This is a genomic window from Pseudomonas sp. S2_C11, assembly GCF_054668395.1.
The window spans coordinates 666699-681948 of sequence record NZ_CP162765.1 but is presented as its reverse complement, the minus strand read 5'-3'; the positions used below and the strand labels follow the sequence as shown (position 1 = coordinate 681948).

The following is a 15250-nucleotide window of genomic DNA, read 5'->3' as shown; positions in this document are numbered from 1 at the left end:
TCAGAGCGGTCGCTTGGTGCGCATCAGCTTAACGTACAGGCGCTCGACCTTTTCCCGCGCCCACGGGGTTTTACGCAGGAAGGTCAGGCTCGACTTGATGCTCGGATCGCTCTTGAAGCAACGGATGTCGATACGCTCGGCCAGCCCCGACCACTCGTAGTGAGTCACCAGTGCATTGAGGATCTGTTCAAGGGTCACGCCGTGCAGCGGATCGGGGGATTGTTCGTTCATGCCGGGCCTTTGGGCGAAGTGAAAATGCGTAAAGCCGCGCACCTTAGCCGAGGGGCCGGGCGGGTGGAAGGCCTGTCTTCAAATGTAGGCCAACCTAGGAAGATCGCAGGCTGTGGCCCGACTCACAATGCGCCCGTTTGCCGCACTGTTACCGAATCCGAAACGCTGCATGTCTGCAAAAGCGCTTTCTCAATTTGTTACAGATCATTATCCTGCCGCCCTTCCGCTGAAACGCTTCACTGCCTGCGACAATCTGAAGCGCTCGGCCTGCACCTGAAAACATCAAAAAAAGACTTCTTCATGCCTGACTTTTCCTTCTCCCGAGACAGCGCTATCTCTGCCCTGCGCACCCTTGGCGGCTGCACCGCCCTCGGCCTTGCCACTTGCGCCCACGCGGCGCCGGCCTTCGACAGTGAATCACCGTACATGCTTGGTGACTGGAACGGCACGCGCACGGAACTTGCGGAAAAAGGCTACGACTTCAAACTCGATTACACCGGCGAAATGGGCAGCAACCTGCACGGCGGCTATGACCACGACCGCACTGCACGGTACAGCGACCAGTTCGGCCTCGGTACCCATCTGGATCTGCAAAAGATCCTCGGTTGGAACGACGCTGAATTTCAGCTGACCATCACCAAGCGCAGTGGCAACAACATCAGCAACGACCGCATCAACGACCCGCGCGTTGGCGGCTTCACTTCCGCCCAGGAAGTCTGGGGCCGTGGCCAGACCACGCGCCTGACGCAGATGTGGTATCAGCAGAAATTCTTCGATCAGAAGCTCGATATCAAGGTCGGCCGTTTCGGCGAAGGCGAAGACTTCAACAGCTTCCCTTGCGACTTCCAGAACCTGGCCTTCTGCGGCTCGCAGGTCGGCAACTGGGTCGGCGGCATCTGGTACAACTGGCCGGTCAGCCAATGGGCGCTGCGGGTCAAATATCACCTGACGCCCGAGCTGTATGCGCAGGTCGGCGCCTACGAGCAGAACCCGTCGAACCTCGATCGCGGCAACGGCTTCAAACTCAGCGGCAGCGGCACGCAAGGCGCGATCCTGCCGGTCGAACTGGTGTGGACGCCGAAGCTCAACGGTCTGCCGGGCGAATACCGCGCCGGTTATTACTACAGCAATGCCAAGGCCTCTGACGTCTATAAAGACCGCAATGACCAACCGGCAGCGCTGAGCGGCGAAGCCTATCGCAGCGCGTCGAGCAAGCACGGCGTATGGCTGGGCATTCAGCAGCAGGTCACCAGTATCGCCAGCGACCACTCCCGTGGTTTGAGTCTGTTCGCCAACGCGACGATGCATGACAAGAAAACCAACGCCATCGACAACTACGTGCAGGCCGGCCTGACCTACAAAGGCCCGTTCGACGCCCGCGCCAAAGATGACATCGGTTTCGCCCTCGCTCGTGTGCACGTCAACCCGGCCTATCGCAAGAACGCCGAGGCGAGCAACCGCGCCAACGCCGTCTACGACTACGACAATCCGGCGTTCCTGCCACCGCAGGACACCGAATACAGCGCCGAGCTGTATTACGGCGTGCACGTGACCAACTGGCTGACCGTGCGCCCGAACCTGCAATACATCCGCCATCCCGGTGGCGTGAACGACGTCGACGACGCCCTGATCGGCGGGATCAAGATCCAGTCGTCGTTCTAAAAAACGCCACAAGGCCCTGTGGGAGCTGGCTTGCCAGCGATAGCAATCTGTCTGGCGATTTCAGTGTTGGATGTGCAATCGCCATCGCTGGCAAGCCAGCTCCCACAGGGATCCATGAAATTCGATAGCCGAACAAGTTTTTATCTGAACCATGCCTGCGCCAGATCGTCATCTAAAGTGACTACAGCGCGGGACTACATAAACGTCACGGAGAATCACACTATGAGCACCGAAAGTGCTTCGAGTCGGGGCCGTCTGCTACCGGGCCTGCTCGGCATCCTGCTTCTACTGATGGGCCTGGCCATGCTGGCCGGGGGAGTCAAGCTGAGCATGCTCGGCGGCTCGCTTTACTATCTGCTGGCCGGTATCGGCATCGCGCTGAGCGGCCTCCTGCTGCTGATGCGTCGCCGCGCGGCGCTGGGCCTGTACGCCATCGTGCTGTTTGCCAGCACGGTATGGGCATTGTGGGAAGTCGGTCTGGACTGGTGGCAACTGGTGCCGCGTCTGGCGCTGTGGTTTGTCCTCGGTTTCGTGATGCTGCTGCCGTGGTTCCGTCGTCCGCTGCTGCTCAACGGCCCGGCGAAAATCGGCACTGGCGGCCTGACCGTCGCTGTGATCCTGGCCGGCGTTACCGCCCTGGCCAGCCTCTTCACCCACCCGGGCGAAACCTCCGGTGAACTGGGCCGCGACACCGCCGACATGACCAGCACCGCACCGGCCATGCCGGATGGCGACTGGCAAGCGTACGGTCGCACCGAGTTCGGTGACCGCTACTCGCCGCTCAAGCAGATCACCCCGGAAAATGTCGGCAAGCTGCAAGAAGCCTGGCGCATCCAGACCGGCGACCTGCCAACTGCGGATGACCCGGTCGAGCTGACCAACGAAAACACCCCGCTCAAAGCCAACGGCATGGTCTACGCCTGCACCGCGCACAGCAAAGTGCTGGCACTGGATCCGGACACCGGCAAGGAAATCTGGCGCTTCGATCCACAGATCAAGAGCCCGGTCGGCTTCAAGGGCTTCGCCCACATGACCTGCCGTGGCGTGTCGTACTACGACGAAGCCGCCTATGCCAAGTCTGAAAATGCCGGTTCCGCTGTCATCTCTGAAGCCGGCCAGGCCGTTGCTCAGGCCTGCCCGCGTCGCCTGTACCTGCCAACTGCTGATGCCCGCCTGATCGCACTGAACGCCGACACCGGCAAGATCTGCGAAGGCTTCGGCACCAACGGCGTGGTCGACCTGACCCAAGGCATCGGCCCGTTCACCGCCGGCGGCTACTACTCCACCTCGCCAGCAGCGATTACCCGTGATCTGGTGATCATGGGCGGTCACGTCACCGACAACGAGTCGACCAACGAGCCATCGGGCGTGATCCGCGCCTTCGACGTGCGCGATGGGCACCTGGTGTGGAACTGGGACAGCGACAAGCCGGACGCCACCGAGCCATTGGCCCCGGGCGAAACCTACAGCCGCAACTCGGCGAACATGTGGTCGCTGGCCAGCGTCGATGAAAAACTCGGCATGGTCTACCTGCCACTGGGCAACCAGACCCCTGACCAATGGGGCGGCAACCGCACCCCGGGCGCCGAGAAATTCAGCGCCGGCCTCGTCGCGTTGGACCTGGCTACCGGTAAAGTGCGCTGGAACTACCAGTTCACCCACCACGACCTGTGGGACATGGACGTGGGCAGCCAGCCAACCCTGCTCGACATGAAAACCGCTGACGGCGTGAAACCTGCGCTGATCGCCCCGACCAAACAGGGCAGCCTGTACGTCCTCGACCGTCGTGACGGCACGCCGATCATTCCGATCAAGGAAATCCCGGTTCCGCAAGGCGCCGTGAAAGGCGACCACACCGCACCGACCCAGGCCCGTTCGGACCTCAACCTGCTGGCCCCGGAACTGACCGAAAAAGCCATGTGGGGCGCCAGCCCGTTCGACCAGATGCTGTGCCGCATCCAGTTCAAGGAACTGCGTTACGAAGGTCAGTACACCCCGCCATCGGAACAGGGCAGCCTGATCTATCCGGGTAACGTCGGCGTGTTCAACTGGGGCGGCGTCTCGGTCGACCCGGTTCGCCAACTGCTGTTCACCAGCCCGAACTACATGGCCTTCGTCTCGAAAATGGTGCCACGCGAGCAAGTCGAAGCCGGCAGCAAGCGCGAGAGCGAAACCTCGGGCGTGCAGCCAAACACTGGCGCGCCATACGCGGTGATCATGCACCCGTTCATGTCGCCACTGGGCGTACCGTGCCAGGCCCCGGCCTGGGGCTACGTCGCCGGTATCGACCTGACCACCGGCAAAGTCGTGTGGAAACGCAAGAACGGCACCAGCCGCGACAGCTCGCCAATCCCGATCGGCTTCACCCTCGGCGTACCGAGCATGGGCGGTTCGATGGTCACTGCCGGCGGCGTCGGCTTCCTCAGCGGCACCCTCGACCAGTACCTGCGCGCCTATGACGTGAATACCGGTAAAGAACTGTGGAAATCGCGCCTGCCAGCAGGCGGCCAAGCGACTCCGATGACCTACACCGGCAAGGACGGCAAGCAATACGTGCTGCTCGTTGTTGGCGGTCACGGCTCGCTGGGCACCAAGATGGGTGACTACATCATTGCGTACAAACTGCCGGAATAAGCGGTAGCTGGCGGTAAAAAAGAAGGCGCCACCCTGTGAGGGGGGCGCCTTTTTACATGGAGGACTGCCCAACATGCTCCATTCGCACCAAGGTGTATGGCATCAATGAAGTCTGTCCACTTCGCCTTGGGCAATTCGGTGCTTTCAAGAAAAAATCAAAAGATCGCAACCTTCGAACGCTTGTCGTCAGCGTGACCCGACAGAATCAAAAGGCTTTTCCTCCATTTGCCATCCGTTGCAATCGATCGATGATCAGTTGCTCGGCATGCTTGCGGGTTTCCAGCAACAAACTCTTATCCGTTTCGCTGTAGATCACCTGGAAACGCAAACCCGGCGTGTCGGAAGAATATTCGCGAATGATGAAATCCCTGTATTTCGTATCGGTATGACTCATGGTTCGATTCCTTGACGTTGGTAAATTCTCGAACACCTCTCTGTCGTTCGAGATTGAACCGCAATCTTCGGCCGATTGAGTCAGTTGTCTACTGTCAGAAATTACAGGGACTCAAGGCCAGTTCGAAATAAGCCGAACGGAATCCATCAAAACTCCATTTAATAGTTAAAGCTAACCAACACTCGCGTTTTTCGCTAGTTATGCACAGACATTGTTAGATTCCACTAGGCATCCGTGCCGACCTGAAGGATCTTGCCACCGGCCCAACGGCCGCCAAGGTTAACAAGGTGAAAAACTTTGCAAACCTGAACACACAAGCAGAAACACACCCGCCCCATTGAAACCACCCCACCCCTGCCCCATCTAACACCCCATACCCCATTGCGCAGGTGCCCCATGACCGACCAGCAAGATCGCCCGGACAACCACGACGATTACGAAAACGACCACATCGAACACACCTCCTCCGGCACCGGCCTGGCGCTGCCCGGGCAAAACCTGCCGGACAAGGTCTACATCATTCCGATCCACAACCGTCCGTTCTTCCCGGCCCAGGTCCTGCCGGTCATCGTCAACGAAGAACCGTGGGCCGAAACCCTCGAACTGGTCAGCAAATCCGAACACCACTCCCTGGCCCTGTTCTTCATGGACACGCCCCAGGAAGACCCGCGCCACTTCGACACCGGCGCCCTCCCCGAATACGGCACGCTGGTCAAGGTTCACCACGCCAGCCGCGAAAACGGCAAACTGCAATTCGTCGCCCAGGGCCTGAGCCGCGTGCGCATCAAGACCTGGCTCAAGCACCATCGCCCGCCGTACCTGGTCGAAGTCGAATACCCGCACCAGCCCACCGAGCCGACCGACGAGGTCAAGGCCTATGGCATGGCGCTGATCAATGCGATCAAGGAATTGTTGCCGCTCAACCCGCTGTACAGCGAAGAGCTGAAGAACTACCTCAACCGCTTCAGCCCCAACGACCCGTCGCCGCTGACCGACTTCGCCGCCGCGCTGACCTCCGCCACCGGCCCCGAGCTGCAAGAAGTGCTCGACTGCGTGCCGATGCTCAAGCGCATGGAAAAAGTCCTGCCGATGCTGCGCAAGGAAGTCGAAGTCGCGCGCCTGCAGAAAGAAATTTCCGCCGAAGTTAACCGTAAGATCGGCGAGCATCAGCGTGAGTTCTTCCTCAAGGAGCAACTCAAGGTCATCCAGCAGGAACTCGGCCTGACCAAGGACGACCGCAGCGCCGACCTCGAACAGTTCCAGCAGCGCCTCGAAGGCAAAACCCTGCCGGCGCAAGTGCAGAAGCGCCTCGAGGAAGAAACCCACAAACTGTCGATCCTCGAAACCGGCTCGCCGGAATACGCCGTCACGCGCAATTATCTGGACTGGGCAACATCGGTGCCGTGGGGCGTGTACGGCGAGGACAAACTCGACCTCAAGCACGCACGCAAAATCCTCGACAAGCACCATGCGGGTCTGGACGACATCAAGGATCGCATCCTCGAATTCCTCGCCGTCGGTGCGTACAAAGGCGAGATCAGCGGCTCGATCGTGTTGCTGGTCGGCCCACCGGGCGTGGGTAAAACCAGCGTCGGCAAATCCATCGCCGAATCCCTCGGGCGGCCGTTCTACCGCTTCAGCGTCGGCGGCATGCGCGACGAGGCCGAAATCAAGGGCCACCGCCGCACCTACATCGGCGCCCAACCGGGCAAACTGGTGCAGGCGTTGAAAGACGTCGAAGTGATGAACCCGGTGATCATGCTCGACGAAATCGACAAGATGGGCCAGAGCTACCAGGGCGACCCGGCCTCGGCGCTGCTGGAAACCCTCGACCCGGAGCAGAACGTTGAATTTCTCGACCACTACCTCGACCTGCGTATGGATCTGTCGAAGGTGCTGTTCGTCTGCACCGCCAACACCTTGGATTCAATTCCCGGCCCGTTGCTGGACCGGATGGAAGTGATTCGCCTGTCCGGCTACATCACCGAAGAAAAAGTCGCCATCGCCAAGCGTCACTTGTGGCCGAAACTGCTGGAAAAGGCCGGCGTATCAAAAGGCAGCCTGAGCATCAGCGACAGCGCGCTCAAAGCACTGATCGATGGCTATGCCCGCGAAGCCGGCGTGCGTCAGCTGGAAAAGCAGATGGGCAAACTGGTGCGCAAAGCGGTGATGAAGCTGATCGACGATCCGAAAGCGGTGATCAAACTCGGGCCGAAAGACCTCGAAGCCTCGCTGGGCCATCCGGTGTTCCGCAATGAGCAAGTGCTGTCCGGCACCGGCGTGATTACCGGTCTGGCCTGGACCAGCATGGGCGGCGCGACCTTGCCGATCGAGGCCACGCGGATTCATACGCTCAACCGGGGCTTCAAGCTCACCGGGCAATTGGGCGATGTGATGAAGGAATCGGCGGAGATCGCCTACAGCTACGTCAGCTCGCACCTCAAGCAATTTGGTGGTGATGCGAAGTTCTTCGACGAAGCCTTCGTCCACCTGCATGTACCGGAAGGCGCAACGCCGAAGGACGGTCCGAGCGCCGGCGTGACCATGGCCAGCGCCCTGCTCTCGCTCGCACGCAATCAACCGCCAAAAAAAGGCGTGGCGATGACCGGCGAACTGACCCTGACCGGGCATGTACTGCCGATCGGCGGCGTTCGCGAAAAGGTCATCGCAGCGCGCCGGCAGAAGATTTTCGAATTGATTCTGCCGGAACCGAACCGGGGTAACTTTGAGGAATTGCCGGATTATCTGAAGGAAGGGATAACCGTGCACTTTGCCAAGCGGTTTGCGGATGTGGCGAAGGTGCTCTTCTGATAGTCATGTAGCGCCTGCTGTACCGCTATCGCTGGCAAGCCAGCTCCCACAATGTTCAATGTGCCCACAAATCTTGTGGTCAACCGAGAAACCTGTGGGAGCTGGCTTGCCAGCGATGGCTTCAGTGCTGCCAACACGGAACTCCCTGACCGTCACACTTTGTCCCATCTTCAGTTATGCTCGCCGTTCGTCGTAACCGCCGGAGCTGCTGACCTCATGTCCCCCACTCGCCTGTTTCTCCCCCTCGCCCTTTCCTTGCTGGCGGCCTGCGCCACGCAACCGAAACACAACGTGACCGTGGAAAAACAAAGCGAATGTCCCGTGCGACTCAACGTCGGGCAAAACCTGATCATCAGCCTGCCAAGCAACCCGACCACCGGCTACCGCTGGGCGATTCAGGATTCAGCTGGCGGCGTGTTGCGCGCCCTCAGCCCCGAGGTTTACAGCAATCCGGAAGATGCCGGCGTGGTTGGCGCAGCGGGGGTTTCGACCTGGCGCTTCCAGGCCTTCGCAGCAGGCACCGGGCGTTTGCGCCTGACCTCGCAACAACCGTGGGCACCGGAAGTGCTGCCTGTTGAGACCTTCGACTGCGCCATTTCGGTGAACTGACTGCAGCTTCTTCGCGAGCAGGCTCGCTCCGACAGATCACCGCGCCCCCCTGTGGGAGCGAGCCTGCTCGCGAAAGCCATATCCCAGACGGCGAGATTTACACCCGGTTCGGTGCTTTATCAGACAACCCAAGCATCCCCGCGCCACTTTGGCTAAAATGCCGGCCTTTTCCACCGACACCGCCGGACGCCGCCGTGAGCAAAGAACCCGATCGCCTATTCGCCCAGCCTTTGGCCCAGGTGCCTGACTTCGCCTTCAATGAAGACGTGGTGCGGGTGTTCCCGGACATGATCAAGCGCTCGGTGCCGGGTTACCCGACCATCGTCGAAAACCTCGGCGTGCTCGCGGCGCAATTCGCCCAGCCGAACAGCGTGCTCTATGACCTCGGCTCGTCGCTCGGCGCAGTGACTCAAGCCCTGCGCCGCCATGTGCGCACCGACGGTTGCCGGGTCATCGCTGTGGATAACTCGGCGGCGATGGTCGAGCGTTGCCGCGAGTATCTCAATGGTCAGGATTCGATGTTTCAGGAACTGCTGCCGGTCGAAGTCATCGAGGGCGATATCCTCGCGCTGGAGTTTCAACCCGCGTCGGTGGTGGCGCTGAACTTCACCCTGCAATTCATCGCCCCGGACCAGCGCACCGCGTTGCTCTCGCGGATTCGCCAATCGTTGTTGCCCGGCGGCGCGCTGATTCTCTCGGAGAAGCTGCGCTTCAACGATGCCGAAGAGCATGCGCTGCTCACCGATCTGCACGTGGCGTTCAAACGCGCCAACGGCTACAGCGAACTGGAAATCGCCCAGAAGCGCAGCGCCATCGAAAACGTCATGAAGCCCGACAGCCTCGAAGAACACCGCGAACGCCTGCTGGCCGCCGGGTTCTCGAAAGTCGTGCCGTGGTTCCAGTGTCTTAACTTTGCCTCGTTGATTGCCTTGCCATGATTGATCTGTCCCCCCTCGCCCGGCGTCTGGCCGGTACACCGCTGGCCGAATGGGCCAGCACGCTGCAAGCGCAACTCGACAAGAAAATGGACAAAGGCCACGGCGATCTGGAGCGCTGGCAAAGTGCGCTGGACGCCTTGCCGAAGATCCAGCCAAGCGAAGTCGACCTGCTCAACGGCCTGAAACTCGACACCGATTGCGACGACGACACCCGCGCGCAGATGCGCACCGCGCTGATGGGCCTCTCGCCGTGGCGCAAAGGGCCGTTCGATCTGTTCGGTGTGCATGTGGACACCGAATGGCGCTCGGACTGGAAGTGGTCGCGGGTCTCCCCGCACCTCGACCTGAAGGGCAAACGCATCCTTGATGTCGGTTGCGGCAACGGCTACTACATGTGGCGCATGCTCGGCGCCGGTGCCGACAGCGTCATCGGTGTCGACCCGAACTGGTTGTTCTTCTGCCAGTTCCAGGCGGTGCAGCGTTACTTGTCCGAGCCGAATGCCTGGCACCTGCCGTTCCCGTTTGAAGACCTGCCGCAAAATCTGGAAGGCTTCGACACGGTGTTTTCCATGGGCGTGTTCTACCACCGTCGCTCGCCGATCGAGCATTTGCTGGCGCTGAAGGATTGCCTGGTCAAGGGCGGCGAACTGGTGCTGGAAACCCTCGTGGTCGAAGGCGACAAGCATCAGGTGCTGGTGCCGGAAGATCGCTACGCGCAGATGCGCAACGTGTGGTTTTTGCCGTCGGTGCCGGCGCTGGAATTGTGGCTGCGCAGAGCCGGATTCAGCGATATTCGTTGTGTGGATGTCAGTACCACGACGGTGGAAGAACAACGCGGGACGGAGTGGATGAAGTATCAGTCGCTGAGCGATTTTCTGGATCCTGAAGACCACAGCAAAACCATTGAAGGGCTGCCGGCGCCGATGCGGGCAGTTATCGTCGCCAGGAAGTAAGCGTATTTTCCCATGACCGCGGTGGGCCTCCCCCTCACCCCAGCCCTCTCCCCAGGGAGAGGGAGCTGATTGTTGAGCTTTTCAAAACTTGAGTCCGACTCGGTATTTCAGGTCGGCGGACTTGGTCCATTCAACTCGGTCGGTCCCCTCTCCCTCTGGGAGAGGGTTAGGGTGAGGGGTTTTTAGTGCGTCTGGCGCGGAAAAACTCGGTCAGCACCGCACCACATTCTTCAGCCAGCACACCGCCCTCATACAACACCCGGTGATTCAAAAATCCCTGGGTAAAAAACTGCCCCTGACTCTGCACAATCCCGGCCTTGGGTTCCAGCGCGCCGTACACCACCCGCGCCACCCGCGAATGCACGATCAGCCCGGCGCACATGCTGCAAGGCTCCAGCGTCACATACAGCGTACTGCCCGGCAGGCGATAGTTATCCACTGCCTGCGCAGCGGCGCGGATCGCGACCATTTCGGCGTGGGCACTCGGGTCGCTGGTGCTGATCGGGCAATTGAAGCCGCGACCGATGATCACGCCATCCTGCACCAGCACCGCGCCCACCGGCACCTCACCGAGGGCGGCGCCCTGCGCGGCGAGGGTCAAGGCTTCGCGCATGAAGTCGCGGTCGCGGCTGCGGTCGATGATCGCCGCCGGGCGGATCTGGCGCATCACTTCACCTCGATCGCGGCCATCAGGCCGGTTTCCATGTGGTCGATGACATGGCAGTGGAACATCCACACCCCCGGGTTATCCGCCACCAGCGCCACTTGCGCACGCTCGTTCTTGCCCAGCAGATAGGTGTCGGTGAAATACGGCACGACTTTGTGCCGGTTCGACGCGATCACCTTGAAGCTCATGCCGTGCAGGTGGATCGGGTGCTGGTACTGGGTCATGTTCTTCAATTCGAAAATATAGCTCTGGCCCAGTTTCAGGCTGGCAATCGGTCGGTCAGCACAGGTCTTGTCGGTGATGTCCCAGGCCTTGCCGTTGATCTGCCAGAGGCTCGGCGGTTTGCCGTTTTCGGTGTTCACCGAGACCGAGCCGACCCATTCGAAATTGAAGTTGAGTTTCTCGGCATTGGCCAGATCCGGCTCGGCCACCGGGTTGGCCGGCAGCGCTTTCGGCCAGTCCGTCGGCGCGTCGGTGTTGGCGACTGAACGCAGCGTGCCCAGACGCACCGGGCCGTTGCGCAGCGACAACTCTTCACCGGCCGCCGGCGCCTTGATCGCCAGGCAAATGCGCATGCCGGGGCCGAGCCAGTATTCCTTGCCCAACGGGCGGGGCTCGACCGGGTTGCCATCCAGCGCGTAGATCTTCGCTTCGACACCGGGGATGTTGATGCGATAGGTCAGGGTGTTGTCGAGATTAAGCAGACGCACCCGGGTGACCTGCCCGGCCGGCAGATCAATCACCGGCAGCGGCACACCATTGATCGTCGACAAGCGCCCGGCGGTACCGCCACGGGCCGCTTCGCGGGGGATGCTGAATTCGACGAACTGACCTTGCTCGTCGACATGCCAGTTCTTCAGGCTCAGGGTTTTCTCGTACTTGAAACCGGTCGGCTCGCGTTCCTCGATGATCAGCGGCCCGACCAGACCACGTCCGAGTTCTTCGCTGCTGCTGACATGCGGGTGATACCAATAGCTGCCAGCGTCCGGCACGCGGAATTTATAGTCGAAGTATTCGCCCGGCAGCACCGGCAACTGCGATACGTAGGGCACGCCGTCCATTTCCAGCGGCAGACGGATGCCGTGCCAGTGAATGGTAGTCGCCACCGGCAGGTGATTGATGAAGCGCACCCGCAACCATTCACCCTGGCGCACGCGCAACTCGGTGCCCGGCGCCGACGGGCCGAACGCCCAGGCCTCGGTCTTGTGGCCCGGCACCAGCTCGACATCGAGCGGCGCGGCGATCAGTTCATAGTCGTGGCCGGCCTCGGCGTCGGCCATCTTGCCCAGCCAGTAACGCGACGCGCCTCCCGCGCCCACGCCAACGACAACAAGACCGGCCAGGCCACCGAGGATTTGGCGACGGGTAAAGGACATGAACTCAACTACCTCACGTATCAGCGACAGACCCCGAGGGATCCGCAAAAGGCGAATACGATACACCCGCAGTTGAGAAACAGTAAGGGCGACCTGCGGCCGCACGTCTTGTCGGCCTTATACGCGCAGCCCGGTAATCAGGTGCAGCACGCCGCCCTCAAGCGGCATGACGCCCGCCACACCGGCCAGACTCAACGCCTGACGGTCGACACAGGCCGCGTCGTGCAGCGCCACGCGCACCCGAGTCAGCGCCACCGGGTGCTGCGACTTGAGGTTATCCACACCGCCCAGCGCCGCAACAATCTCGGCGCTCAGGCCGGCAATCGGTTCGGCGACGGCTTTCACCTCATCCGGGACTAGATCCGGCGTCAGCGCTTTCCAGAATGCCTGCTGCAATTTGTCGAACATGTTCAATTCTCCATAACCGGCGAGGCATCGACTTTCGCCCCATGAAACTGCTGCAAGGCTGCGCGCACGTCGGCGGCGCTTTCCAGGTTCGAGACCTGTTCGGCGATGACTCGACAGTCGGCCAGATTCACCTCGCGCACCGCCGACTTGATCGCCGGAATCAACGGCACACTTACTGACAGCTCATCCACACCCAGCCCCAGCAGCAGCGGCACGGCAAGGCGTTCAGACGCCATGGCGCCGCAGACGCCGACCCATTTGCCGTGGGCATGCGCAGCCTTCACCGTCATGGCAATCAGGCGCAGTACCGAGGGATGAAAGCTGTCCGCCTGACTGGCCAGACGCGGATGATCGCGGTCCATGGCCAGGGTGTATTGGGTGAGGTCGTTGGTACCGATGGAGAAAAAATCCACGTGCGGCGCCAGCACATCGGCCATCAGCGCAGCGGCAGGCACTTCGATCATGATTCCCAGCTTTGGCAGGTGCGCCAGGCCCAGCACCCGCGCTTCTTGCTCGAGAATCTGCCGCGCCAGACGCAGTTCGGCCAAATTCGTGACCATCGGCAACATGATGTGCAGACGCGTCAGTTCACAGCAGGCGAGGATTGCACGGAACTGCTCGCGCAACAGTTGCGGTCGCTCAAGGCACAGGCGAATGCCGCGCAAACCAAGGAAAGGATTGGTTTCGCTGTCCATCGGCACGTAGGCCAGCGGCTTGTCGCCACCGACATCGAGGGTGCGCACCACCAGATTGTGTGCCGGCCCGATGGTGCGGGCGATGGCGCTGTAAGTGGCCACCTGTTCGTCATGGCTCGGCGCCTGTTGACGGCCCAGGTAGAGAAATTCCGAACGCAGCAGCCCCACGCCATTCGCGCCCAGCTCCATGGCCTGGGCGGTTTCTTGCTGCGAGGCAACGTTGGCGGTGACTTCGATGTGCTGACCGTCACGGGTGCAGGCCGCCTCGCTGGCCTGCGCCAGCTCCTGCTGATGACGCTGCCGCTGGCGCTCATGCCGCGTGCGCAATTGGTCAATGGACTCGGCGTCCGGATGCAACTGCAATTCGCCTTTGTCGGCATCGAGCAGCACCCGCGTGCCGTTGCCGAGCCCGAGCATTTGCGCCGGCATGCCGCAGATCGCCGGTAAACCGCAGGCTCGCGCGAGGATCGCGACATGGCTGGTGGCGCCACCGCCGACGGTGGCAAACCCGAGCACCTTGCGCGTATCGAGCCCGGCGGTCTGGGACGGGGTCAGCTGATCGGCGATCAGAATGGTGTCGTCCGGCAACTCCAGCGTCTGCTCGTGAACACCGAGGATCAGCTTCAGCACGCGCTGGCCGACATCATCCAGATCCGCCGCGCGCTCAGCCAGTAAGGCATTGCCCAGCGAGCGAAACATCGCCGCCGTTGCGTCGGTGCTGGTCTTCCAGGCAAACGCCGCGCTGTTGCCCGCGTCGATCAGCGCCCTGGCCTGATCCAGCAGGCTCGGGTCGGCGAGCAGTTCCTGATGCGCCTTGAAGATCTCCGCCTGCGCCTGGCCGCTGGCGGTGTCGCGCAGATGTTGCAGGGCCATGTCGGCTTCGATCAGTGCTTGGCTCAACGCCTCCAGTTCAACTGGCGGCTCGGCGCCGAACTCGTTGACCATGAGCGACGCTTCGACAATCTGCATGACTTGCCCCAACGCCGAACCGGGCGAGGCGCAGACACCGCGCAGGATGTTCGGCATTTCTGCTGCATCGACTTCGACCGGCGCGGGCGCTGTGACCGCTTCACCGCAGCCTTCGCCCAGCAAGCGTGTCAGCGCCGCGACCGCTGCCTCGGCATCTTCACCTTCGGCGCTGACCTGCACGCTGTCGCCATGGGCCGTCTGCAACGCCATGATCGCCACCAGGGATTTGCCGTTGGCTTGAGCTTGCAGCTTGTGCAGATGGATGGTCGCTGAAAATGCTTTGGCCGCTTGGGCGAATACTGCCGCCGGCCGCGCGTGCAGGCCATTGGGATTGGGCAGATGGATCGGCTGCGAGAACACCGCGTCGCCCGGCACCGGCGCAGGATGTTCGCCGGCGGCTGCGCCGACCACGACGTCAAGCACTGGCTGGCCCACCTCGACCAACCCGGTTGAGCCAACGAGTGAATCGAACGGCTCGCCGCTGACCACCAGCATCAAGGTCAACAAACTGCGCGCGTGCAGGGCAATGTAGTCAGCATCGAAGTCGATCAGCGCCTGCCCCGCTTCGACCCGCTGCCCCGCGTCAACGCGGCGGGTGAATCCTTCGCCGGCGAGATTCACCGTGTCCAGGCCGATATGCATCAACACCTGAACACCCGCATCACTGGTGATGGTGAGCGCATGCCCGCTGGCCTGCACGTCGCTGACCACACCTGCAAGCGGTGCGCAGAGCGTTGACGAAGTCGGGTCGATGCACAAACCGTCGCCGATGATCCGCCCGGCAAACACCGGGTCGGGCACCTGGTCCAGCGCCATCAGCACGCCGGATAAAGGAGCCAGCAGCTGCAATTGTTGGGGTGTGGCCATGACATCACCTGAGCGTGTATTGATTGAATGAGCGGT

12 protein-coding genes are annotated in these 15250 nt (G+C 61.5%); 6 read left to right on the top strand and 6 right to left on the bottom strand.

What is annotated here, in order from left to right; genetic code table 11:
• Window positions 1-231: a VF530 family protein gene (locus AB4N48_RS03270; protein ID WP_016773359.1), complete on the bottom strand. Its 231-nt coding sequence runs from the start codon at window positions 229-231 to the stop codon at window positions 1-3.
• Between the two features lie 300 nt (window positions 232-531).
• Here AB4N48_RS03270 and AB4N48_RS03265 point away from each other — a divergent pair, with 300 nt between their 5' ends.
• Both AB4N48_RS03265 and AB4N48_RS03260 read left to right on the top strand, forming a co-directional pair.
• On the top strand, window positions 532-1893 hold the full coding sequence (locus tag AB4N48_RS03265; RefSeq protein ID WP_056790107.1) for a carbohydrate porin: 1362 nt from the start codon (window positions 532-534) through the stop codon (window positions 1891-1893).
• Window positions 1894-2115: 222 nt separating this feature from the next.
• Window positions 2116-4527, top strand: coding sequence for a glucose/quinate/shikimate family membrane-bound PQQ-dependent dehydrogenase (locus AB4N48_RS03260; RefSeq protein WP_460094789.1), 2412 nt, complete (start codon window positions 2116-2118; stop codon window positions 4525-4527).
• A 205-nt stretch (window positions 4528-4732) separates the two neighbouring features.
• Here AB4N48_RS03260 and AB4N48_RS03255 read toward each other — a convergent pair whose 3' ends face one another.
• Window positions 4733-4921 carry a hypothetical protein gene (locus AB4N48_RS03255; protein WP_041479908.1) on the bottom strand — a complete coding sequence of 63 codons (189 nt, stop codon included), beginning with the start codon at window positions 4919-4921 and terminating at the stop codon, window positions 4733-4735.
• A 396-nt stretch (window positions 4922-5317) separates the two neighbouring features.
• Here AB4N48_RS03255 and lon point away from each other — a divergent pair, with 396 nt between their 5' ends.
• The 4 genes from lon to cmoB all read left to right on the top strand — a co-directional run bounded on the left by lon (window position 5318) and on the right by cmoB (window position 10232).
• On the top strand, window positions 5318-7732 hold the full coding sequence (lon, locus tag AB4N48_RS03250; RefSeq protein WP_041479909.1) for an endopeptidase La: 2415 nt from the start codon (window positions 5318-5320) through the stop codon (window positions 7730-7732).
• A gap of 216 nt (window positions 7733-7948) precedes the next feature.
• A complete protein-coding gene (locus AB4N48_RS03245; RefSeq protein ID WP_024014192.1) occupies window positions 7949-8341 on the top strand; it encodes a protease inhibitor I42 family protein in 393 nt (130 codons plus the stop codon).
• Between the two features lie 194 nt (window positions 8342-8535).
• Window positions 8536-9279, top strand: a complete 744-nt coding sequence (gene cmoA, locus AB4N48_RS03240; RefSeq protein WP_016773355.1) for a carboxy-S-adenosyl-L-methionine synthase CmoA — start codon at window positions 8536-8538, stop codon at window positions 9277-9279.
• Window positions 9276-10232 (top strand): tRNA 5-methoxyuridine(34)/uridine 5-oxyacetic acid(34) synthase CmoB, encoded by a 957-nt coding sequence (gene cmoB, locus AB4N48_RS03235; protein ID WP_252876845.1) that lies wholly within the window; start codon window positions 9276-9278, stop codon window positions 10230-10232. The genes cmoA and cmoB overlap by 4 nt, the downstream gene beginning before the upstream one ends.
• 166 nt (window positions 10233-10398) lie before the next feature.
• On the opposite strand, the gene tadA is transcribed toward cmoB, so the two are convergent.
• From tadA to ptsP, 4 genes are all read right to left on the bottom strand, one after another.
• Window positions 10399-10899 carry a tRNA adenosine(34) deaminase TadA gene (gene tadA, locus AB4N48_RS03230; RefSeq protein WP_056790123.1) on the bottom strand — a complete coding sequence of 167 codons (501 nt, stop codon included), beginning with the start codon at window positions 10897-10899 and terminating at the stop codon, window positions 10399-10401.
• The gene (locus tag AB4N48_RS03225) at window positions 10899-12275 is read right to left on the bottom strand and encodes a multicopper oxidase family protein (RefSeq protein WP_041479914.1); all 1377 of its coding nucleotides are present in this window, start codon (window positions 12273-12275) and stop codon (window positions 10899-10901) included. Before AB4N48_RS03225 ends, tadA begins: the two co-directional genes overlap by 1 nt.
• A 117-nt stretch (window positions 12276-12392) precedes the next feature.
• Complete coding sequence (locus tag AB4N48_RS03220) at window positions 12393-12683, bottom strand: PTS transporter subunit EIIB (protein ID WP_056790130.1); 291 nt, start codon at window positions 12681-12683, stop codon at window positions 12393-12395.
• 2 nt (window positions 12684-12685) lie between these two features.
• Window positions 12686-15214 (bottom strand): phosphoenolpyruvate--protein phosphotransferase, encoded by a 2529-nt coding sequence (gene ptsP, locus AB4N48_RS03215; protein WP_460094786.1) that lies wholly within the window; start codon window positions 15212-15214, stop codon window positions 12686-12688.
• Window positions 15215-15250: the final 36 nt, after the last annotated feature.

What these genes read in the sequence shown, in the direction of transcription:
- AB4N48_RS03260 (WP_460094789.1), top strand. Translation starts at nt 2,116, where the DNA reads ATGAGCACCGAAAGTGCTTCGAGTCGGGGCCGTCTGCTACCGGGCCTG.
- tadA (WP_056790123.1), bottom strand. Translation starts at nt 10,899, where the DNA reads ATGCGCCAGATCCGCCCGGCGGCGATCATCGACCGCAGCCGCGACCGC.
- AB4N48_RS03220 (WP_056790130.1), bottom strand. Translation starts at nt 12,683, where the DNA reads ATGTTCGACAAATTGCAGCAGGCATTCTGGAAAGCGCTGACGCCGGAT.
- lon (WP_041479909.1), top strand. Translation starts at nt 5,318, where the DNA reads ATGACCGACCAGCAAGATCGCCCGGACAACCACGACGATTACGAAAAC.
- AB4N48_RS03270 (WP_016773359.1), bottom strand. Translation starts at nt 231, where the DNA reads ATGAACGAACAATCCCCCGATCCGCTGCACGGCGTGACCCTTGAACAG.
- AB4N48_RS03265 (WP_056790107.1), top strand. Translation starts at nt 532, where the DNA reads ATGCCTGACTTTTCCTTCTCCCGAGACAGCGCTATCTCTGCCCTGCGC.
- cmoB (WP_252876845.1), top strand. Translation starts at nt 9,276, where the DNA reads ATGATTGATCTGTCCCCCCTCGCCCGGCGTCTGGCCGGTACACCGCTG.
- AB4N48_RS03245 (WP_024014192.1), top strand. Translation starts at nt 7,949, where the DNA reads ATGTCCCCCACTCGCCTGTTTCTCCCCCTCGCCCTTTCCTTGCTGGCG.
- ptsP (WP_460094786.1), bottom strand. Translation starts at nt 15,214, where the DNA reads ATGGCCACACCCCAACAATTGCAGCTGCTGGCTCCTTTATCCGGCGTG.
- AB4N48_RS03255 (WP_041479908.1), bottom strand. Translation starts at nt 4,921, where the DNA reads ATGAGTCATACCGATACGAAATACAGGGATTTCATCATTCGCGAATAT.
- AB4N48_RS03225 (WP_041479914.1), bottom strand. Translation starts at nt 12,275, where the DNA reads ATGTCCTTTACCCGTCGCCAAATCCTCGGTGGCCTGGCCGGTCTTGTT.